This is a genomic window from Streptosporangium heterodermiicola, from assembly GCF_051390675.1.
Taxonomy (GTDB): Bacteria; Actinomycetota; Actinomycetes; order Streptosporangiales; family Streptosporangiaceae; genus Streptosporangium.
Map to the genome: position 1 here is coordinate 91,779 of NZ_JBPJSR010000019.1, position 20,567 is coordinate 112,345.

Annotated in this window: 18 protein-coding genes; 8 read left to right on the forward strand and 10 right to left on the reverse strand. The window is 70.0% G+C overall.

What is annotated here, in order from left to right:
• The first annotated feature begins 59 nt into the window (after positions 1-59).
• Together ACSC1Q_RS32920 and ACSC1Q_RS32925 are read left to right on the forward strand one after the other, a co-directional pair.
• Positions 60-614, forward strand: coding sequence for a gamma carbonic anhydrase family protein (locus ACSC1Q_RS32920; RefSeq protein WP_436762601.1), 555 nt, complete (start codon positions 60-62; stop codon positions 612-614).
• A 229-nt stretch (positions 615-843) separates the two neighbouring features.
• The gene (locus tag ACSC1Q_RS32925; RefSeq protein ID WP_436762602.1) at positions 844-2,187 is read left to right on the forward strand and encodes a hypothetical protein; all 1,344 of its coding nucleotides are present in this window, start codon (positions 844-846) and stop codon (positions 2,185-2,187) included.
• Between the two features lie 485 nt (positions 2,188-2,672).
• On the opposite strand, the gene ACSC1Q_RS32930 is transcribed toward ACSC1Q_RS32925, so the two are convergent.
• The 6 genes from ACSC1Q_RS32930 to ACSC1Q_RS32955 form a co-directional block, all read right to left on the reverse strand.
• Positions 2,673-2,954 carry a metal-sensitive transcriptional regulator gene (locus ACSC1Q_RS32930; protein WP_031157959.1) on the reverse strand — a complete coding sequence of 94 codons (282 nt, stop codon included), beginning with the start codon at positions 2,952-2,954 and terminating at the stop codon, positions 2,673-2,675.
• Between the two features lie 18 nt (positions 2,955-2,972).
• Positions 2,973-4,049: a glycosyltransferase gene (locus ACSC1Q_RS32935; RefSeq protein ID WP_436762603.1), complete on the reverse strand. Its 1,077-nt coding sequence runs from the start codon at positions 4,047-4,049 to the stop codon at positions 2,973-2,975.
• Positions 4,046-4,840: a hypothetical protein gene (locus ACSC1Q_RS32940; RefSeq protein ID WP_436762650.1), complete on the reverse strand. Its 795-nt coding sequence runs from the start codon at positions 4,838-4,840 to the stop codon at positions 4,046-4,048. The genes ACSC1Q_RS32935 and ACSC1Q_RS32940 overlap by 4 nt, the downstream gene beginning before the upstream one ends.
• A gap of 168 nt (positions 4,841-5,008) precedes the next feature.
• Positions 5,009-7,159 (reverse strand): (Fe-S)-binding protein, encoded by a 2,151-nt coding sequence (locus tag ACSC1Q_RS32945; protein ID WP_436762604.1) that lies wholly within the window; start codon positions 7,157-7,159, stop codon positions 5,009-5,011.
• 244 nt (positions 7,160-7,403) lie between these two features.
• Positions 7,404-7,991 (reverse strand): TetR/AcrR family transcriptional regulator, encoded by a 588-nt coding sequence (locus tag ACSC1Q_RS32950; protein ID WP_436762605.1) that lies wholly within the window; start codon positions 7,989-7,991, stop codon positions 7,404-7,406.
• A 125-nt stretch (positions 7,992-8,116) separates the two neighbouring features.
• A complete protein-coding gene (locus ACSC1Q_RS32955) occupies positions 8,117-8,926 on the reverse strand; it encodes a sugar phosphate isomerase/epimerase family protein (protein WP_350972497.1) in 810 nt (269 codons plus the stop codon).
• 162 nt (positions 8,927-9,088) lie between these two features.
• Between ACSC1Q_RS32955 and ACSC1Q_RS32960 the strand changes: the two genes are divergently transcribed.
• The 5 genes from ACSC1Q_RS32960 (at position 9,089) to disA (ending at position 13,320) form a co-directional block, all read left to right on the forward strand.
• The gene (locus tag ACSC1Q_RS32960; protein ID WP_436762606.1) at positions 9,089-9,787 is read left to right on the forward strand and encodes a class I SAM-dependent methyltransferase; all 699 of its coding nucleotides are present in this window, start codon (positions 9,089-9,091) and stop codon (positions 9,785-9,787) included.
• A gap of 106 nt (positions 9,788-9,893) precedes the next feature.
• A complete protein-coding gene (locus ACSC1Q_RS32965; protein WP_436762607.1) occupies positions 9,894-10,274 on the forward strand; it encodes a MerR family transcriptional regulator in 381 nt (126 codons plus the stop codon).
• On the forward strand, positions 10,271-10,585 hold the full coding sequence (gene trxA, locus ACSC1Q_RS32970) for a thioredoxin (protein ID WP_436762608.1): 315 nt from the start codon (positions 10,271-10,273) through the stop codon (positions 10,583-10,585). The genes ACSC1Q_RS32965 and trxA overlap by 4 nt, the downstream gene beginning before the upstream one ends.
• Before the next feature lie 89 nt (positions 10,586-10,674).
• Entirely contained in the window at positions 10,675-12,078 is a 1,404-nt protein-coding gene (radA, locus tag ACSC1Q_RS32975; protein WP_436762609.1) for a DNA repair protein RadA, read from the forward strand.
• Between the two features lie 156 nt (positions 12,079-12,234).
• On the forward strand, positions 12,235-13,320 hold the full coding sequence (gene disA / locus ACSC1Q_RS32980; RefSeq protein WP_436762610.1) for a DNA integrity scanning diadenylate cyclase DisA: 1,086 nt from the start codon (positions 12,235-12,237) through the stop codon (positions 13,318-13,320).
• Between the two features lie 81 nt (positions 13,321-13,401).
• On the opposite strand, the gene ACSC1Q_RS32985 is transcribed toward disA, so the two are convergent.
• Complete coding sequence (locus tag ACSC1Q_RS32985; protein ID WP_436762611.1) at positions 13,402-14,073, reverse strand: hypothetical protein; 672 nt, start codon at positions 14,071-14,073, stop codon at positions 13,402-13,404.
• A 143-nt stretch (positions 14,074-14,216) separates the two neighbouring features.
• Here ACSC1Q_RS32985 and ACSC1Q_RS32990 point away from each other — a divergent pair, with 143 nt between their 5' ends.
• Positions 14,217-15,092 carry an HhH-GPD family protein gene (locus ACSC1Q_RS32990; protein WP_436762612.1) on the forward strand — a complete coding sequence of 292 codons (876 nt, stop codon included), beginning with the start codon at positions 14,217-14,219 and terminating at the stop codon, positions 15,090-15,092.
• 219 nt (positions 15,093-15,311) lie between these two features.
• Here the strand turns inward: ACSC1Q_RS32990 and ACSC1Q_RS32995 are convergent, their stop codons facing one another.
• The 3 genes from ACSC1Q_RS32995 to ACSC1Q_RS33005 form a co-directional block, all read right to left on the reverse strand.
• Positions 15,312-16,262, reverse strand: a complete 951-nt coding sequence (locus ACSC1Q_RS32995; RefSeq protein ID WP_436762613.1) for a TIM barrel protein — start codon at positions 16,260-16,262, stop codon at positions 15,312-15,314.
• Between the two features lie 377 nt (positions 16,263-16,639).
• Positions 16,640-19,147, reverse strand: a complete 2,508-nt coding sequence (locus ACSC1Q_RS33000; protein WP_344744009.1) for an ATP-dependent Clp protease ATP-binding subunit — start codon at positions 19,145-19,147, stop codon at positions 16,640-16,642.
• 279 nt (positions 19,148-19,426) lie between these two features.
• Entirely contained in the window at positions 19,427-19,759 is a 333-nt protein-coding gene (locus ACSC1Q_RS33005) for a histone-like nucleoid-structuring protein Lsr2 (protein WP_012895497.1), read from the reverse strand.
• Positions 19,760-20,567 lie beyond the last annotated feature (808 nt).

The following is a 20,567-nucleotide window of genomic DNA, read 5'->3' on the forward strand; positions in this document are numbered from 1 at the left end:
GAACGCCCGACCTGCTTGCGGAAATACCGGGCAGATCGCCCCCTCGTACCATCGTCTGCATGAACGCCACGCCCTACATCGCCGCCCTCGACGGCGACGCGGTCCCCCAGATCCATCCGGACGCCTACATAGCCCCCGGAGCGGTGGTCGTCGGGAGGGTACGGCTGGGCCGTGCCGCGAACGTCTGGTACGGCTCGGTCCTGCGCGGAGACGACGAGGACGTCGAGGTCGGGGAGGAGTGCAACATCCAGGACCTGTGCTGCCTGCACGCCGACCCGGGCGAGCCGGCCGTGCTGGAGCCCCGGGTGAGCCTCGGGCACAAGGCCGTGGTGCACGGGGCCCACGTGGAGACCGGCGCGCTCGTGGGCATCGGCGCGATCGTGCTCGGCGGCGCCAGGATCGGCGCGGGGTCGCTGATCGCGGCGGGCGCCCTGGTGGGACCGGGCAAGCGGATCCCGGCGAGAGTGCTCGTCGCGGGCGTCCCCGGGAAGATCATCCGTGAGCTCACCGACGACGACCGCGACTCCTTCGCCCGCACACCGGCCGGTTACATCGCCAAGGCGGCTCGCCACCGGGCCGCGACCGCCCTCCCGTCACCCCTCCAGCCGACCTGAACGACCAAACGCCGAAGATCCGAAAGCTCCGGACGCCCAGGTGTACCGGCGTTTCGGGATTTCCCGGCCCCGAGCCGCACCGGACGCGCCCCGACGCGGTGGCGGGGAGGGCCTTACGATCGTGCCAGGCCCCATCGGGGGATCGCGGGGCCTGGCACGACCTTGACCGAAGGGAGGCAGGGGCATCCCGCCCGTGGCGCAGGCCAGGGGCCATCGCCCCGGAATGCCGATGACCGGCGTGTGGCAGTGGGACGGGTTCGACGCCATCGAGAACGACGTGCGGACCATGGTCGCCGACCACCGGTGGGTGGCGCTGCCGCCGCTCGCGCGCGCCCAGGCCATCGCGCAGCGCACGCTGGCCACCCCGGACGGCGGGCGCTGGCTGTTCGGCGCCCACGCCCGGTGGTACCGCCAGGATCCCGCCGACGGCCGCTGGTACCTGACCGCTCCCCCGGCGGACCGCGAGTTCCGCGCCGCGGCGCACGTGATCCACGTCACCTCGATGCTCACGCCGCACCTGGTGCCTTCCGGCGCCGACCTCGTCGCCGACCGGGGGTCGGTCCAGGGGTTCGTCGGCCCCGACGTGCCGTACAAGATCACTGAGCGGGTCCGCGAGCTGGTGGTCGCCCAGCGCGGCAGGCGCAGGGAGGACTTCCCGATCACCGGGGCGTTCGCCAAGCTCTTCGCCAGGGAGGTGGCCAGTCCCGTCGCCGCGATCTGGGGCACGCTCATGTGGTGCGCCTACGCCCCGGCCTTCGACGGCAACGAGGTGCTGCTGTCGATGTTCGGGGAGTTCCTGGCCCGCCCCCTGCCCGGTGACGAGTGGGTCCGCTGGCTGCCGCCCACCTCGCTGGACGACCTGGTCGCGCTGTACGGCGAGCGGGTCAGGGCTGGGCACCCCGAGGCGGGCCTGCGGCTGGTCGCGCTGATGGCCGACACCGCCGCCGCGGTGCGCGAGGACCCGAGGTTCGGGCCGAGGGCCGACGCCCTGCTGTCCATGGTCGAGCCGTTGCTCCGCCGGGCCTGCCAGGACCCCGTCGTGGCCCGTCAGGGGGACGAGCCCGTACGGCACGCGTGGCTCTCGCGATGCCCGCCCCACCTGACGCTGCCCGACACCTCGCCCGGCGAGCACTTCCAGCACGCGGTCTACGACCTGGTCCAGGCGCTGGGCTTCCTCGCCCCGATGGGCGCCGACCCCAGGGCGGTGGCCGCCTCGCTGCTCGCCGCCGACCTGTCGGGCGTCGCGCCCAGGGCGGCCGACGGTCTCTACCCGTGGCTGGATCCCGAGCTGCGGCACATCCTCCACGTGGTGCTCACCGACGCCTCGCACCCGCTGCGGGGGTGCTGGCCGCGCTCGGGGAAGCTGCCATCGGCGCTCCACCCGCCGGACCGGGCCGCGGCGGCCGCCCTGCTCGGCGCCGCCTACGCCACCGGGCTCGCGTGGTGCCGCCTCACGGGGACCGACATACCGGAGCGCGGATTCGCGACGGCCTCCGCGGTCGTGCACCGGCTGACGCACGAGCGCGACGATCCCGTCCCCGGAGTGTCGGGAACGTACCCCCGTCACTTCTGACACACACCGGTATAGCTAAACCACAAATACAGTTATTTCATCCTTACTCTCCCTATATCCTTCTAGCCCCCTACGCATCAGACAATTAGCTGAATTGTGATCTCCTAAACGGGAAATGATCCTCCTTGAGGATGTGACGGGCGGGGCGAGGAATGGTCCCGATGGGCCATGGGCACCGATGACCGCCCGCCGTAACCTCGAAGTGGGTGTGGGCTGCGGAAGGAAGGACGACGCGGTGGGGCACGACGACCTGGACTCTAGGGTCCACGACCGTGTCGCGTTGGACGAGATCGCGCTCTATGCCGAGGTGCTGTCCGCCGTCGCGATCAGCGAACGGCCCCTCACCTTGGTGGAGCTCGACAACGCGCTCGGATTGAGTGCTTCGGCTGTTTGCTGAGGCCTCGGGAAGAACCGTTTCCAAGACCTGGTCCCGGACCCTCCAGCGGGGTCCGGGACGTGGTCGGAAAAGATAGTCATGTGACTAGTCACGAACGGACGAGACGGGCGATCGCGGCCGAGGCCTCCTTGACCTTCTCCTCCGCCTCCGGCCCCCCGGTGCTGATGGCGTCGGCGACGCAGTGCCCGATGTGGTCCTCCAGCAGGCCGAGCGCCACCGCCTGGAGCGCCCGCGTGGCGGCCGAGACCTGGGTCAGCACGTCGATGCAGTAGGCATCCTCTTCGACCATCCGCTGCAGGCCCCTGATCTGCCCCTCGATGCGCCGCAACCGGGTCAGATAAGCCTGCTTGTCACCGCTGTACCCATGCATGTCCCAACGGTACCGGTGTCAGGCGCGATGGGACGCGGCCGCGATCAGTTTCTCCCAGCGGTCGGCCACCGAGGCCGCGCCGTGGCCCGCCGCGACCTCCAGCGCGCCCGCGGCCAGTTCCCTGCGCCGCCGCTCGTCGTCGATGAGCGCGAGCAGCGCGGACGCGTACGCCTCGATCTCGTCCTCCCCCTCGGCGACCAGCACCCCGTTCCGGCCGTCGGCCACGAACTCGCCAGGCCCCCGGGGGGCGTCGAACGCGATCACCGGCACCCCGCTGGCCATCGCCTCGATCACGGTCATCCCGAGCACCTCCGTCCTGGAGGTCGTCGCCACGATCGACGCCTTGGCGAACTCGCCGGTCAGGTCGGAGGTCGTCCCCATGAAGTAGACGTGGTTGTGCAGGTCGAGGTCGCCGACCAGGGCGCGCAGGCGCTTCTCCTCGGGGCCCCCGCCGTACAGCCGCAGCCGCCAGTCGGGGCGCTTGCCCGCGACGACGGCGAACGCGCGGATCAGCCGGTCGTGGGCCTTCACCGGCACCAGGCGCCCGCCCGCGGCGACGATGCGGTTGTCCATCCGCGAGCGCGGCCACGGCCCGGCGGGCAGCGCGTCCGGGATCGTGCTGACCGGGACGTTCCCGTCCAGCAGCCGGTCCCACTCCTCCCGGCTCGCCTCGGTGGCGGCGGCGACCGCGTCCAGGCGCGGGTAGAACTTCCTGATCGGCCCCGGCACCGGCGGCCGGCCCCACTCGCGGGCGATCCGGGTGACGTCGCGGGGGGCGTGCCTGGCCACCTGGACGCTCAGCCCCGGCCGGGTGCTGATCAGCACGTCGGCCCGCAGCCCGCGCAGCCGCCGCCAGAGGGCGACCTCGGTGCGCATCTGGCCTCGCGGGAGCAGGTACCTGACCCCCGGCTGGGCGTCGACCACCCAGGAGAGCCTCACGCCGGACGCCACCGGGAAGAACGGTTTCTCCCGGTGGCGGCGGACGCTGATGATCTCGACCTCGTGACGTTCTGCCAGCTCCCCCGCGAGGTTGACGATCGAGCGGACGTCACCGCGCATGCCGTAGACGGAGGGGGTGAGCAGGCAGATCCTCACCCGCCGACCTCGATCCTGAGCTCGTCGTCCGCCGTGTAGCAGGGCCGGATCGGCACGCCGTCGATCTGCGCGGCGGGGTAGTGCAGGCGGCGGCGTTTGCCGTCGACGTCGTCCAGCCGGGAGGCCAGGCGGAGCGGCGTGGCCACGCCGCGTACCTCCAGCGAGGGTTCCCAGGTGCCGGTCTGGTCGGGGGCGGCGGCGAGCACGTCGCACAGCGAGAGCGCGGCGTGGAAGCGCACACCCTGGACCGTTGCAACGGAGGTCAGCTCCGCGTCGGGCCGGCTGCGGCGCAGCGCGAGCTTCGCCTCGTGCCGCGCCTCGTCGTCGTCGAGACCGGTGAAGGCGAGCAGCCCGGTGACCTCGAAGCGCCCCTCCCTGAACCAGACGGAACGGACGTCCGCCGCCGGCCGGGCGTCGTCGACCTTCAGGGCGAGGAAGCCGTTGCGGGTCCGGTAGGCGCGATAGGCCAGCGTGCGGCGGCTCAGCGCGTACGCGTCGAGGTGGTCGAGGGAGAATCCGGGGTCGACGCTGCGCAGCCGCGTGCGCGCCGTGCCCTGTTGCAGGTAGGTGTCCCAGCGGCCGGGACCGAGTTCGAGCGGCGCGAGCGAGACCGCCAGCTCCGCCTCGCGCATCCGTACGTCCGGGGTGCCCAGCGGCACCCGGCTCTCGACCGAGGTGGCCCGGTTACGCAGGACCAGTTCGGTGCCGTCGGCCAGAGGTTCGTCGACGGCCAGCCGAAGTGAGAGAACATCGGCCAGGGTAACCTCGGCATCGCTGACGACGACGGGCATCGTCAAGCCCCCTCCCCGTTGAATGAGCTACGCGACGTTGAGGTTACCGTGATTTTCCCGTTATGTGGAGAAAGGTTTTCGGACCTGACATCCTTTTCCCAATGACTTGACCATATGTCAGAGGGAACATCGGGAAAATGTTCCCTCTGACCGATTGCCGGCCGGATGTCAGGACGCCTCGACGGGCTGGCCCTTGATCGACTTGATCAGCAGCTGGGAGACGTCGACGACCTCCAGCGTCTCCTTGGCCTCACCCGTGTTCTTCTTCTCGTTGATCGAGTCACCGAGCATGACCAGGCAGAACGGGCACGCGGTGGAGATGGTGTCCGGCTCGGTGGTCAGCGCCTCGTCCACCCGCTCGGTGTTGATGCGCTTGCCGAGCCGCTCCTCCATCCACATCCGCGCGCCGCCCGCGCCGCAGCAGAAGCCGCGGTCCTTGTGCCGGTGCATCTCCTGGGTCCTCACCCCGGGCACCTTGGCCATGATGTCGCGGGGCTGGGAGTAAACCTTGTTGTGGCGTCCGAGGAAGCACGGGTCGTGGTAAGTGATCTTCTCCTCGATCGGCGTGACCGGGACCAGTTTGCCCTCGTCCACGAGCTTGGCGAGCAACTGGGTGTGGTGCACCACCTCGTAGGTGCCGCCGAGCTGGGGATACTCGTTGGCGAGGGTGTTGAAGCAGTGCGGGCAGGTCGCGACGATCTTCTTGACCCCGGCCTCGTTCAGGGTCTCGATGTTCTGCTTGGCCAGCATGTCGAAGAGATACTCCATGCCCAGGCGGCGGGCCGGGTCGCCGGTGCACGCCTCCATCGGGCCGAGCACCGCGAACTTGACGCCCGCGACGTGCAGCAGCTCCGCGACCGCCTTGGTGGTCTTCTTCGCCCGGTCCTCCAGGGCCCCGGCGCAACCGACCCAGAAGAGGTACTCGGTGTCGTCGGGCATCTTCTCGTCGATCAGCGTGACCTCGATGGGGTCGACCTCGCGCCCGGCCAGCTCCTCGATCCAGTCGGCCCGCTTCGTCTCGGACATCCCCCACGGGTTGCCCTTGTTCTCCAGGTTCTTGACCATGACGCCGGCCTCGGACGGGAAGTTGGACTCCACCATCGCCTGGTAGCGGCGCATGTCGAGGATGTGGTCGATGTGCTCGATGTCGACCGGGCACTGCTCGACGCAGGCGCCGCAGTTGGTGCAGGACCACAGCACGTCGGGGTGGATGACGCCGTCCTCGCCGACCAGCGGCTTCTCCAGCAGGGCCAGCACGTCCTCGTGGAAGCCCGCGCGCTCCTCCTGGGTGGCCGTCAGGTACGGCGCGATCTTGAAGGCGTGGTCGCGCTGCTCCAGGATCAGCATCTTCGGCGAGAGCGGCTTGTCGGTGTTCCAGGCCGGGCACTGGTCCTGGCAGCGCCCGCACTCGGTGCAGGTGTAGAAGTCGAGGAAGCCCTTCCAGGTGGTGTCCTCGATCTTGCCCCGGCCGAGCCGGTCTCCGTCGAGCTCCTCGTCCTCGAAGTCGACGAGCTTGCCGTCGATCCGCATCGGCTGGGCCGGGCCGTTGCCGTCGGGGCGCCGGGAGAACGCCACGTTCAGCGGCGCGGTGAAGATGTGCAGGTGTTTGGAGTTCACCACGATCACGAGGAACACCAGCATGACGCCGATGTGCAGGAGCAGCCCGACGTGTTCGAGCACCTCGTTGGCCGAGGCCCCCAGCGGGCGCAGCAGGGCGGCGACCGCGTCGGAGGCGAACGCCCCCGAGGCGTACGGCAGGTTGCCGGTGTTGGCCGCCGCGCCGCGGAAGAGCAGCATCGTCCAGATCACGTTGAAGATCATGAAGAGGACGAGCCAGGCGCCGCCGAGGTGCGACCCGGAGAAGCGGGACCTGCGGCCCAGCCTCTTCGGCGAGTTCTTGATCCTGATGATCGCGAAGGCGAGGAGGCCGAGCAGGGCCGCGACCGCGATGAAGTCCTGCAGGAAGCCCAGGACCGCCCACGTCCCGACGAGCGGGATGTGGAAGTCGGGGGTGCCGGTGACGGCCCCCTGGATCAGCGCGCCGTACGCCTCCAGATAGACGGTCGCCAGGATGAAGAACGCCCACATGACGAAGAAGTGCGCGATGCCCGACGCCGTCCACTTCAGCAGCTTCCGCTGCCCGAAGACCTCGACCAGCTGGGCCTTGATCTCCTCACCCAGGTGACTCCTGGCGTACGCGACACGCTCGGGCGCGGCGGGCCCGACGGTGGCGAGCTTGTACAGGAACAACACGCGGCGCGCGGCAAGCGCGACCGCGACGGCTGTCATGACCAGCCCGATGATCGCTACCCAGAGCACGGGTCCTCCCACAGACGGCGTTGGCTGCCAGCGTACGACCGCCGGTCATCCACGATGACAAGAGGTCTCCACGAATCCTACCGATGAGTAACTTCGCTTCGCACCGGGACCCGCGGCGACCGTGGTCACCCTATGGTCAACACCGTTCCCAGAACAATGCTCTGTACGCCTCCGGACGACATCGGAGTGACCGGGGAGACCCGCGGGACGTGACGTGAAACGGGCGAGCAGGAGGCCTGGAGGGCTATTCCGGCCGGTCGAGATAGCCCTGGATCGTGGGCGTGAGCAGTTTCACCAGATCCTCGATGTCCACCGAGGCCAGCGGCTCCAGCTTGAGGACGTAACGCACCAGGACCACCCCGAACATCTGCGAGAACGCCGCCTCCATCCGGATCGGCGGGACGTCCAGGGCCTCCGCGACCCGGTTGAGGAGCGCCCCGGTCATGAACTCGCGGATCGTGACCACCATCTGCTCGTTGGTCATCGCGGTGCGGATCAGTGCCAGTAACGGCTGGCGCGCCCCCTCCTCCGCGACGATCGTCAGGATGAGCCGGACCAGCCGCTCCCCGACCTCCTCGCGGGGCACCGCCGTGACCGCCGAGAGGACGATGTCGGGGGTGATCGGCAGGTTCATCGCCTCGACGAACATCCCCTCCTTGCCGGAGAAGTAGTGATGGACCAGCGCCGGGTCCACCCCCGCCTGCCGGGCGATGCCCCGGATGGTCGCCTTGTCGAACCCCTTCTCCGCGAAGGTCTCGCGCGCCGCCGCGAGGATCTGCCCACGCGTGTCGGCCGACCCCGGCCTGCGCCCCGGGCGCTTCCTCTCCTCCACGGCGGGCCCGCCCTCGGACGCGGGCCCGTTCCCGTTCCCGTTTCCGGACGAGAGCCCGTTCCTGGACACGGACCCGTTCCCGGACGGGGACCCGTCCCCGGACGAGGCGCTCGCGAAGGGCTCGCTCATGCGGGGGTGGAGGCCGCGAGGTGCAGCCGGGCGAAGGCCAGCGCCTCCGCGAGGTCGTCGATCCGCTCGGAGCGGCTGGCCGCCTTGCGCGTGTTGATCTCCAGCACGACCAGCCCGGAGTATCCGTTGCCCGCCATCCGCTCCAGGATCGGCGCGCACGGCTGGCCGCCCCGCCCGGGAACCAGGTGCTCGTCCTTGTTCGGCACCCCCAGGCCGTCGGCCAGGTGCAGGTGGGCGAGCCGGTCGCCGAGCTTGGTGAACATCTCCAGGGCGTCGGACCCGGACACCGCCGTGTGCGACAGGTCCAGCGTCACCTGCGGGAAGTCGTAGTCGACCGGGTTCCAGTCGGGCGAGTAGGGGACGACCTCGTTGCCCCTGGCCTTCAGCGGGAACATGTTCTCCACCGCGAAGACCACGTCGGTCTCGTCGCGCATCCTGGCCAGGCCGATCTCGAAGTCGCGCGCGTAGTCGCGCTGCCAGCGGAACGGGGGATGCACCACGACCGTCCTGGCGCCGACCCGCTCGGCGGCGCGCTGCGCGCGCTGGAGCTTGGCCCACGGGTCCTTGCCCCACACACGCTGCGTCACCAGCAGGCACGGCGCGTGGATGGCCAGGATCGGCAGCTGGTAGTGGTCCGACAGCCGCTCCAGGACGTCGACGTCCTGGCTCACGGGGTCGGCGCCCACCATGATCTCCACGCCGTCGTACCCCAGGCGCGCGGCCAGCTCGAAGGCGTCGGGAGTGCGCTCGGGATACACCGACGCTGTGGACAGCGCGATCTTCGCGCTGGATACACGGACGCTCATACCGCTTCCTCGTCTCCGGCTCGGAGCGCACACTCGCGAACACCGCCGGGCCGACCGGCCCACTCGCTCAAGTCGCTCACCTTTGCCAGCCTAAGCGGGTCCGGAGAGCAGTGCTGTCCGCCACCACCGACGCGTCCCAGATCACACCATTACGGTGAGGGCATGCCGAGGTTCTTGAGGGGCGCCATCCCCAGCCCCAACATCTGGAACACCCCACAGACCTACGAACTGGAGAACCGGGCGGTGGACCCCGAGGGGCGCGCCGAGGCCGCGATGTCGGCCATCCGGTCCTGGACCGGCGCGACGGTCCTCGACATCGGCTGCGGCACCGGCTACCACCTGCCCGCCCTCGCCGCCACCGCCACCCGCGTGATCGGCGCGGAGCCGCACGAGGACCTCGTACGGCTGGCCAGGCGCCGCTGCCACGCCCTGCGGAACGTCGAGATCCACGCCGCCACCGCCCAGGCCCTCCCGCTGCCCGACGCCTCCGTGGACGTGGCCGTCGCCCGCTGGGCGTACTTCTTCGGCCCCGGGTGCGAGCCCGGCCTGGCCGAGCTGTCCCGGGTGACGCGGCGCGGCGGCGCGGCCTTCGTGATCGACATCGACACCACCCGCGGCGCCTTCGGCCGCTGGTTCGGCCAGTCCATCCCCGCGTACTCGGCCAGGGCCGTCGAGAGCTTCTGGAACCGCCAGGGCTGGCAGACGAACAGGCTCGACCTGCGCATGTCCTTCGAGCGCCGCGCCGACCTGGAGGCGGTGCTGCGCATCGAGTTCACCCCCGCGGTCGCCGAACAGGCCATCGCCGAGACCCCCGGCCTGGAGATCGCCTACCCCAACCTGCTGCGCTGGAAGCTGTTCTGACCTTCTCGCGGACCCAACCGGCCGGTCGGCCCGCCGGGAACAACGCGACGCGGCTTGACCTTGACGTTGATGTCAAGGTTTATCGTCGTGTCATGGGGAGGGCCGGATGCGGATCGGTGAGCTGGCTCGGCGGGCGGGTGTCAGCGCCCGCGCGCTGCGCTACTACGAGCAGCAGGGCCTGATCACGGCCACGCGCTCGGCCAACGGCTACCGGGAGTACGGCGAGGCGGATCTCAGGCTCGTCTCCGAGATCCGTTCGCTGCTCGCCGTCGGGTTCACCCTGGACGACGCCCGCCCGTTCGTGGACTGCCTGCGGGCCGGGCACGACTCGGGAGGGTCGTGCCCGGAGTCCGTGGCCGTCTACCAGCGCAAGCTGGCGGAGATCGACGACGAGATCCGCGCGCTTCTCACCCGGAGGGCGGAGGTGGCGGCCCAGCTGACCACGGCCTGCCCAGGATGCGTACTGAGGAAAGTGGGAGAGTCATGATCACATTGACCGCGGAGAACTTCGACGAGCAGGTGCTGCGGAGCGACAAGCCCGTCCTGGTCGACTTCTGGGCCGAGTGGTGCGGGCCGTGCAAGATGATCGCGCCCGTCCTGGCGGAGATCGAGTCCGAGTACGGCGACCGCGTCACGATCGCCAAGCTCAACGCCGACGACTACCCCGAGATCACGGCGAGGTACGGCGTCCTCGGCCTGCCGACGCTCAACCTCTACAAGGGCGGCGAGGTGGTGCGGCAGATCAAGGGCGCCAAGCCCAAGCGCCTGCTCCTGGCCGACCTCGAAGGCCACATCTGACACATCTGACGAAGCGCGCGCCTCCCTCCACCCGGTACGACATGCCGTACCGGGTGAAAGTTGTCGGGCCCTGCCGGTAACGTGCGGCCATGGCGAAGAAGGCTGGTGGCTACCGCTGTGCCGAGTGCGGGTGGCAGACGGCCAAGTGGGTGGGGCGCTGCGGCGAGTGCCAGGCCTGGGGCACGGTCGAGGAGGAGACGGCGGCCGCGGGGGCGCGCGTGGCCTCCGCCGGAGCGGTGTCGGCGCCCGCGGTGCCGATCGGCCAGGTCAAGGCCGAGGTGGCGCACGCGCGCGGCACCGGGGTGCCCGAGCTCGACCGGGTCCTCGGCGGCGGCCTGGTCCCCGGAGCCGTCGTGCTGCTGGCCGGCGAGCCCGGCATCGGCAAGTCGACCCTCCTGCTGGAGGCGGCGGCCAAGATCGCCAGGCAGCAGACGGTCCTCTACATCACGGGCGAGGAGTCGGCCGCCCAGGTGCGGATCAGGGCCGACCGCATCGGCGCGATCCAGGACCGCCTCTACCTGGCGGCCGAGACCGACCTGGGCGCGCTGGTCTCGCACGTCGAGAAGGTCCGGCCCGACCTGCTCATCGTCGACTCGGTGCAGACGATCGGCTCCACCCAGGCGACCGGCGTCCCCGGCGGGGTGACCCAGGTCAGGGAGGTCGCGGGAAACCTGGTGCGGCTGGCCAAGGAGCGCGGCATGGCCACCGTGCTGGTCGGCCACGTCACCAAGGAGGGCTCCATCGCCGGCCCCCGGACCCTGGAGCACCTGGTCGACGTCGTGCTCCACTTCGAGGGCGACCGGCACTCCCGGCTCCGCCTGGTCCGCGCGATCAAGAACCGGTACGGCCCGGTCGACGAGGTCGGCTGCTTCGATCTCCACGAGAGCGGCATCGAGGGCATCGCCGACGCCAGCGGCCTGTTCGTCTCCCACCGCACCGACCCGGTGCCCGGCACGTGCGTCACGGTCACCCTGGAGGGCACCCGGCCGCTGCCGGCCGAGGTCCAGGCGCTGGTCGCCAGGACCGAGGCGCAGCAGCCGCGCCGCTCCTCCTCCGGGCTCGACACCTACCGGGTGACGATGGTCCTCGCCGTCCTGGAGCGGCGGCTCAACGCCAAGCTGGGCGGGTGCGACGTCTTCACCGCCACCGTCGGGGGGATCAAGCTCAGCGATCCCGCGGTCGACCTGTCGGTGATGCTCGCGGTCGCCAGCGCGGCCGGCGACAAGGCGCTCCCCTCCGGCCTGGTGGTGCTCGGCGAGGTGGGCCTGGCCGGGGAGCTGCGCCCGGTGCGCGACGTGCGGCGCCGCCTGTCGGAGGCCGCCCGGCTGGGCTTCACCCGGGCGCTGGTCCCCGCCGGCTCCCTCGACACGGGCAAGAAGCGCAACGGCGACCACTCCCTCGTCCCCGTGGCCGGGCGCGGCGCGCCCTTCGCGCCCGGATTCGACGTCGTCGAGGCGGAGAACGTCTGGGACGCCCTCACCCACGTCACCTGAGCCGCGCCCCGCTCCCGTGGTCCGTCCACAGGCGCCGTACGCTCGCACCGGTGCGGCGCGTCATGGGAGCCGCACGGCGCGTGGCATCCACCGATTCCGGGCCGCGCGAGGCCTTCGCCGGTAAGCTGAGCGTTATACGCAGACCACGGGGGTCATGTGGCAGCAACCTACAAAGGGCTCGACGAACGCCGCAGGGCCATCCTGGCCGCGGTCGCACCGGGCACCGCTCTGCGCGACGGGCTGGAGCGCATTCTCCGCGGGCACACCGGTGGCCTGATCGTGCTGGGATACGACGGCACGGTCGAGGAGATCTGCAGCGGCGGCTTCGAGCTGGACGTCGAGTTCTCCGCGACGCGGCTGCGGGAGCTGGCCAAGATGGACGGCGCCATCGTCCTCAACGCCGGCGACCTGCGGATCGTGCGGGCGGCCGTGCACCTGATGCCCGATCCGTCCATTCCCACCGACGAGTCCGGCACCCGGCACCGCACCGCCCAGCGCGTCGCCCTGCAGACGTCGCTGCCGGTCATTTCCCTCAGCAAGTCCATGCGGATCATCGCCCTCTACCTCGACGGCATCCGTTACGTGGTGGAGGAGTCGGCGGTCATCCTGTCCAAGTCCAACCAGGCCCTGGCCACGCTGGAGCGCTACAAGCTCCGCCTGGACGAGGTCTCCGGCACACTCTCGGCGCTGGAGATCGAGGACCTGGTGACGGTCCGCGACATCGCGGTGGTCGCCCAGCGGCTGGAGATGGTCAGGCGCATCTCGGAGGAGATCGCGGGTTACGTGGTCGAGCTCGGCACCGACGGCCGGCTGCTCTCCCTCCAGCTGGACGAGCTCGTGGCCGGCACGGAGAGCGACCGCGAGCTGATCGTGCGCGACTACCTGCCCGTGGCGGGCCGCCGGCCGCGCAAGTTCGCCGAGGCGCTGCACGAGCTCGACCAGCTCTCCTCCGCCGAGCTGCTCGACCTCTCGGTCGTCGCCCAGATCCTCGGCCACTCGGGCAACGACGCCCTGGAGACCCCGGTGAGTCCCCGGGGCTACCGCCTGCTGGCCAAGGTCCCGCGCCTGCCCAACACGGTGGTCGACCGCCTCGTCGACCAGTTCGCCAGCCTGCAGAAGCTCCTGGCGGCCAGCATCGGCGAGCTCCAGGAGGTGGGCGGGGTGGGCGAGGCCAGGGCCCGCCACATCCGCGAGGGCCTGTCCCGGCTGGCGGAGTCGTCCATCCTGGAACGCTACGTCTGAGGCTCCCCCGGACGAGGGCCCCCGGTCACCGAAGGCGGGCCGGGGTCCCGGGCGACCACCGGATGAGACCCCCCGGGCCGGCTACCTGAGGTGGAAGACGGCCTTGCGGCTCCTCAGGCCCGGGGCGTGGACCACCGCGACGTAGGTGCCGGGCAGGGCGGCCGCGCGGTCGGCGGCGCAGTCGTCACCGGACCGGCGACGGTCCCACACCAGCTCCTTGACGTACGGGATGCCGCGGTCGAGCTCGCGGACGTTGGTGGCCTCGCCGCTGACGCAGTCGGAGGACGACCACACGCGGTCGTCGCCGGAGGTGATACGCACCTCCATGGCGCGCGGCCCCACGTCGGCGGTGCACATCACCTTGCCGACGTTGACGAGGGTGAGGGTGAACCGGGGCCGGATGCCCGCCGGGTAGACCGTCCCCTGGCCCTCCATGCTCAGCACGAGCTGCGGGGAGACACAGGCCTCGCCGGGCCGCCTGGGCCTGGCGGACGCCTTGGCCACCCCCGGCGAGGGCGTCGGGCTCGCGGTCGGCGAGGGGATGAGCGTCACGGTCGGCAGGACGGCCACCAGCGGGTCCGGGGTCTCCTGCCGGGCGGCCGAGTTTCTCTCCCTGACGTCGTCGGGACCGCTCGTCGACGAGCAGGCCCACGCCACGAAGGCGACCACCACGAGCACACCGACGAGCGCGGCCATCCGGCGCCGCCAGTAGACGTCGACTCCGATATCGCTACGGAACGTGTCGGGATCCATACGCTCAGTATGGTTAGTCCTCGCGGGCCACAGCAGGCGACCCGCCGCTTCCGGCCTGTTTCGGCCTCCCGACACGGGACGCCGACGGACGAAGGCGGGGGAAGGCCGGTCAAGGGGGCCCGGGGCCGCACTATCGTCGAAAGGTGCCCGAGCCGAACCGCTTACTCGAACCCGTCCTCGACTGGTACGCCGCCAACGCCCGCGACCTTCCCTGGCGGGCGCCCGGCGCCTCCCCCTGGTCGATCCTGGTCAGCGAGATCATGCTGCAGCAGACTCCGGTGGTCAGGGTGCTGCCCGTCTGGACCGAGTGGATGGAACGCTGGCCCACGCCCGCCTCGCTCGCCCGCGAGGCCCCCGGCGAGGCCGTACGCCACTGGGGCCGCCTCGGCTACCCCCGCCGGGCACTGAACCTGCACGCGTGCGCCCGCGCGATCACCGACCGGCACGGCGGCGAGGTCCCCACCGATCACGACGCCCTGCTGGCGCTTCCCGGTGTCGGCGAGTACACCGCCGCCGCGGTCGCCAGCTTCGCCTTCCAGGGCCGCCACGCGGTTCTCGACACCAACGTCCGGCGGGTCCTGGCGCGGGCCGTCAGCGGCCAGGAGTACCCGCCGAAGGCCACCACTCCCGCCGAGCGCAGGCTCGCCGCCTCGCTCCTCCCGGACGCCGAGCGCGCCCCCGTCTGGGCGGTCGCGATCATGGAGCTGGGCGCCCTGGTGTGCACCGCCCGCGCCGCCCGCTGCGCCGACTGCCCGATCAGCGACCTGTGCGCCTGGCGCCTGGCGGGCAAGCCGGCCTACGACGGCCCGGCGCGCAAGGGCCAGACGTACGCGGGAACGGACCGCCAGTGCCGTGGCCGCCTCCTCGCGGTGCTGCGCCAGGCCCACGGCGCCGTGCCCAAGGAGGCTCTCGACGTGGTCTGGGACGACGCCCCGCAGCGCGAGCGGGCCCTCGACGGCCTGGTGGCGGACGGCCTGGCCGAGGTCCTCGACGACGGCGCCTACCGCCTCCCCGGCTGAGACTTCCTGGTTGAGACTTTTGGCCGAAACGACGCGGACCGCCTCCGGGCCGGGGTCACGTGCCGGATCGAGCCCCTGCCCGCCGAGGGGCGGCCGGTCGGCACGGACGGCCTCTCGTCCGGGAACGAGGCCGCCGGGGCCCTTCCCGTCGAGGCCTCCGTACACGACGGGAAAGACTCCCGCCGCGCCGTGGAACCGGCGGACCGGCGGGCGCGGGGGTCAGGCGGCGAGACGCAGGCCGAGGGCGGTGAGGCTGGTGCGCGCCCAGTCGAGCTCCTCGGCGATCATGTTGACCAGGGCGCCGGGGCCCCTGGTCCGCAGCGGCACGGCCAGATCGTGGGTCTCCACCTCGATGTGCGCGGTGCCGCTCACCGCGCCGGAGAGCATCGCGGTGAGGGTGTCCTCCAGCACCGGACGAGTGCTGGGCAGCTCCTGGCAGGCGGCGGCCATGTGGTTGTGCACGTGGCCGAGCTTCACCACCGGGGCTCCGGTGTCGGCCAGGCCGCGCAGGGCGGCTCCGGGCTCCTCAGAGCCGCCCGCGAGGTAACAGGCGTCGAGGCAGATCCCGAGATGCTCGGAGTCGATGCCGCCCACCCGGTCGAGGGCCTGCTTGGTGGTCTCCAGCACGCATCCGGGCCACGGCTCGAAGCCGACCCTGATCGTCTTGCCGGTGACGCTGTACAGGCCGCGCAGCTCGCGGGCGAGGCGCTCCAGCCTTCGCGAGGCGATCGAGTGCAGGTCGGCGGGCCAGTCGCGGCGCCAGCCGATGGGGATGGTGGAGATGCTTCCGAAACGGACGTCCTGCGGGAGCAGGAAGGCCAGGATCTTGGCGAGGGCCATCGTGTAGCGGTAGCGCTCGGGCTTGGCCCAGTCGGGGCCGGGGACCTCCTGGTTCCTGCCGCCGGTGCCGTTGAGGCTGACGACCTCCAGGCCGCGTTCCTCCAGGGAGCGGCGCAGGCGCACCAGCTCGATCCTGTCGGCGGTGAGATGGTCGGCGACGCTCGGGGAGAGCCAGAGGCCGACCCCCATGCGCTCCACCCCGAGGCGCTTGCGCACCGGCACCGCGTACCGCGTCAGGTGCGCGATGAGGTTCTCCAGATCCTCGGCGGGGTGCACACCCGCGTTGTAGGCCAGGTGAACGAGCGTCCCGTCCTCGTGCCGCAAACGCATGTGTGCCTCCAAGGCGTACTTTTCCGTGTGAGCGTCCCCGATGGCTCCGTGCCGGGCGCCGAGGGCGGCGTGAGCCGGAGCTCTCCCTTCCGGGAGCTCGACCCGGTCGTCCGAAGCATCCCGCGCGGGCACCGACCTCCGCGTCACTCCCGGAGCTGATTCCTCGGTACGTCGCTGGGCTGACCTCGACACCGCTCCCACCGCAGTCCGTACGACATTGAGATCATCTGGGTGGGATCGACCGAACTCGCTCTACAGAGTGTAGTACTACCTGTCGTGGCGAGATACCGTCTTTGGTAACAAATAAGCAGACCCCGCCGTGAGTCTCCTCACGGCGGGGTCTGCTCCCTGCCTGATCAGGCCGTGCCCGGTCGCTCCTAGTTCTGGATCGGCTCCGCGATGGCGGCGGCCGAGTCGGGAACCTGGTCGACCGGCGCGTTCTCACCGATGAAGGTGAACTTCGCGTTCTCGCCCTCGCCCTCGATGCCGATCTTCACGATCTGGCCGGGACGGAGCTCGCCGTACAGGATCTTCTCGGAGAGAGTGTCCTCCAGCTCGCGCTGGATCGTACGGCGGAGCGGGCGGGCGCCCATCACCGGGTCGTAGCCACGGTCGGCCAGCAGCTGCTTGGCCTCCTGCGTGAGCTCCATCCCCATGTCGCGGTCCTTCAGACGCAGGCCCACCTGGGCGAGCATCAGGTCGACGATGCGGATGATCTCCTTCGGCGTGAGCTGGTGGAAGACCACGATGTCGTCGACACGGTTGAGGAACTCCGGCCGGAAGTGCTGCTTGAGCTCCTCCTGGACCTTGGACTTCATCCGGTCGTAGTTGGACTCGGCGTCGTTGTTCTTCGCGAAGCCGACGCCCTGACCCTTGGAGATGTCGCGGGTGCCGAGGTTCGTCGTCATGATGATGACGGTGTTCTTGAAGTCGACCACCCGGCCCTGGGCGTCGGTCAGGCGACCGTCCTCCAGGATCTGCAGCAGCGAGTTGAAGATGTCGGGGTGGGCCTTCTCGATCTCGTCGAACAGGACGACCGAGAACGGCTTGCGCCGCACCTTCTCCGTCAGCTGCCCGCCCTCCTCGTACCCGACGTAGCCGGGAGGCGAGCCGAACAGGCGGGAGACGGTGTGCTTCTCCATGAACTCCGACATGTCCAGCATGATCAGCGCGTCCTCGTCCCCGAACAGGAACTCGGCCAGCGCCTTGGACAGCTCGGTCTTACCGACACCGGACGGGCCGGCGAAGATGAACGAGCCACCCGGACGGCGCGGGTCCTTCAGACCGGCGCGCGTACGGCGGATCGAGCGGGACAGACCCTTGATGGCGTCGTCCTGACCGATGATCCGCTTGTGCAGCTCGTCCTCCATGCGGAGCAGTCGCTGGGACTCCTCCTCGGTGAGCTTGAAGACCGGGATGCCGGTGGCGGTCGCCAGGACCTCGGCGATGAGCTCCTCGGTGACCTCGGCGACGACGTCCATGTCGCCGGCCTTCCACTCCTTCTCGCGGCGCTCGCGCTTGAGCTGGAGCTGCTTCTCCTGGTCACGCAGCGCGGCGGCCTTCTCGAAGTCCTGCGCGTCTATCGCGGACTCCTTGTCGCGCCGCACGTTGGCGATCTTCTCGTCGTACTCGCGGAGGTCCGGCGGCGCGGTCATGCGGCGGATGCGCATGCGCGAGCCGGCCTCGTCGATGAGGTCGATCGCCTTGTCGGGCAGGAACCGGTCGCTGATGTAGCGGTCGGCCAGCTGGGCGGCGGCGACCAGGGCGCCGTCGGTGATGGAGACGCGGTGGTGTGCCTCGTAGCGGTCGCGCAGGCCCTTGAGGATCTCGATCGTGTGGCTGAGGCTGGGCTCGGCCACCTGGATCGGCTGGAAGCGGCGCTCCAGCGCCGCGTCCTTCTCCAGGTGCTTGCGGTACTCGTCGAGGGTGGTGGCTCCGATGGTCTGCAGCTCGCCCCTGGCCAGCATCGGCTTCAGGATGCTCGCGGCGTCGATCGCGCCCTCGGCGGCGCCCGCGCCGACGAGCGTGTGGAGCTCGTCGATGAACAGGATGATGTCGCCTCGGGTGCGGATCTCCTTGAGGACCTTCTTCAGCCGCTCCTCGAAGTCACCGCGGTAGCGGGAACCCGCCACCAGGGCGCCCAGGTCGAGGGTGTAGAGCTGCTTGTCCTTGAGCGTCTCGGGCACCTCGCCCTTGACGATCTTCTGGGACAGGCCCTCCACGACGGCGGTCTTGCCGACGCCGGGCTCGCCCACCAGGACCGGGTTGTTCTTGGTCCTGCGGGACAGGACCTGCATGACCCGCTCGATCTCCTTCTCCCGGCCGATGACCGGGTCGAGCTTGCCCTCGCGGGCGGCCTGGGTCAGGTTGCGGCCGAACTGGTCCAGCACAAGGGAGGTCGACGGCGCGGCCTCGGTCGGGCCGCCCGCGGCGGCCGGCTCCTTGCCCTGGTAGCCGTGGAGCAACTGGATGACCTGCTGCCGGACCCGGTTGAGATCGGCGCCCAGCTTCACCAGCACCTGGGCGGCGACGCCCTCGCCCTCACGGATGAGGCCGAGCAGGATGTGCTCGGTGCCGATGTAGTTGTGGCCTAGCTGCAGGGCTTCGCGGAGCGAAAGCTCAAGGACCTTCTTGGCACGCGGGGTGAACGGAATGTGCCCCGACGGCGCAGACTGACCCTGGCCGATGATCTCCTCGACCTGCTGACGCACACCTTCAAGACTGATGCCGAGGCTCTCCAGAGCCTTGGCGGCAACGCCTTCACCTTCATGGATCAAGCCAAGAAGAATGTGCTCCGTACCGATGTAGTTGTGGTTGAGCATCCGGGCCTCTTCTTGGGCCAGGACGACAACCCGCCGTGCGCGGTCGGTGAACCTCTCGAACATCTCGTCGCTCCTCACAGAGCGGTCAGGCAGGTCCGGGATATCCGAGCCCTGTCATCCCGCATGGTAGCCCCGACCCGGCGACCGCTCTATGCAGAAGACGTTCCCCGAGAGCAGGGCGTTCACCCTCCATCCAACTACTTACGAGGGGCGGGATGTTCCCGCTACGCCGCAAGCGAACGACGTTTGTCTGTCGGCGAAACGCATCATGCGGTCATGGCCGCCACCGGACCCCACCGTGACCGCCATAACCGCATGATTCACTCGATCCGCTGAGCCGATCTAGTGAGCCGCTTCGTACTGCTCGACGATCTTGGAGGCGATTCGACCGCGCTCGCTGACATTAAGGCCGTGAGACTTCGCCCACGCCCGGATGTCGGCGCTCTTCTCTCGCGTGAGCGCCCGCGCTCCGCCTGCGCGGCGGCGACGGGGAGCCAGGGCGCCGGACCGGCGGGCGCTCTGCACGAAAGGCGACAGGGAGTCACGGAGCTTCTTCGCGTTAACGTCACTCAGGTCAATCTCATAGCTGGTGCCGTCAATCGCGAAGGCGACAGTCTCATTGGCCTCGCCCCCATCGAGGTCGTCGATGAGAATCTCCTGGATCTGCTTGGCCATCTACACAATCCTTTCGCGGGTATTGTTTCATTCGCAAGCTAAACATATACCCGCGATCGAAGAGCGGCAATTCCAGGAGCCCGGCGATTCTCACAGGCAACCGAGACTCGCAGTCGAGGCACCTGTGGATCAGCTCTTCTGCGACTCCGGGTCGGGTCGTTTTGCCGGACGCCGGCCGACGGCTTCACTCCGAAGTAGCTTGACGACTCCGAAGATGAAGGCCCCGCCGACGACCGCCGGGGGTATCAACGCGGACAATACGTCGTACATTCGTCCTCGCTCCGCACCGTGGGTGGCTTTCTGGGGACCATGGAAATGTGGCGGCGACTCCCGGGTCGCGCAGGCACGCCCGATCGGTCTGGAACCGCCCACAGATGACCATAGCGCCACCGGCCGGCGACGTGCGTCAGCAGGGGCGACCATGTCCGTCTCTCTCCAGCCTAATGCTTCTCTCCAGCCGCCTTACCGGTTGCGGCCGTAAAGCCGTGAGGAAAAACCGACAGGGCGATCAGGTGATCATCGCCGTCTCCGTAATACCAATGCCCGCGGGGTTCCCGGCCGCCGCGCCGTCGGCCTCCTCGCGCCGAAACCGCTGATGAAGGGGCCTGCCCGCCGGGACGAACGGCACCTCGCCATGGAACCGGAGATCGCCGCGAGCGGGTTCATCACGGGAATGCCCGCCGTTGACGGAACACCCGGACGGAGAGCCGCTCGCTTCATCACCCCGGTGTGGGCCGATGTGACGCAAGCGTATGGAACAAGACGGATCTTCAACACTTTCTTGCCAAGAGTACGACCCGCTCTGGCA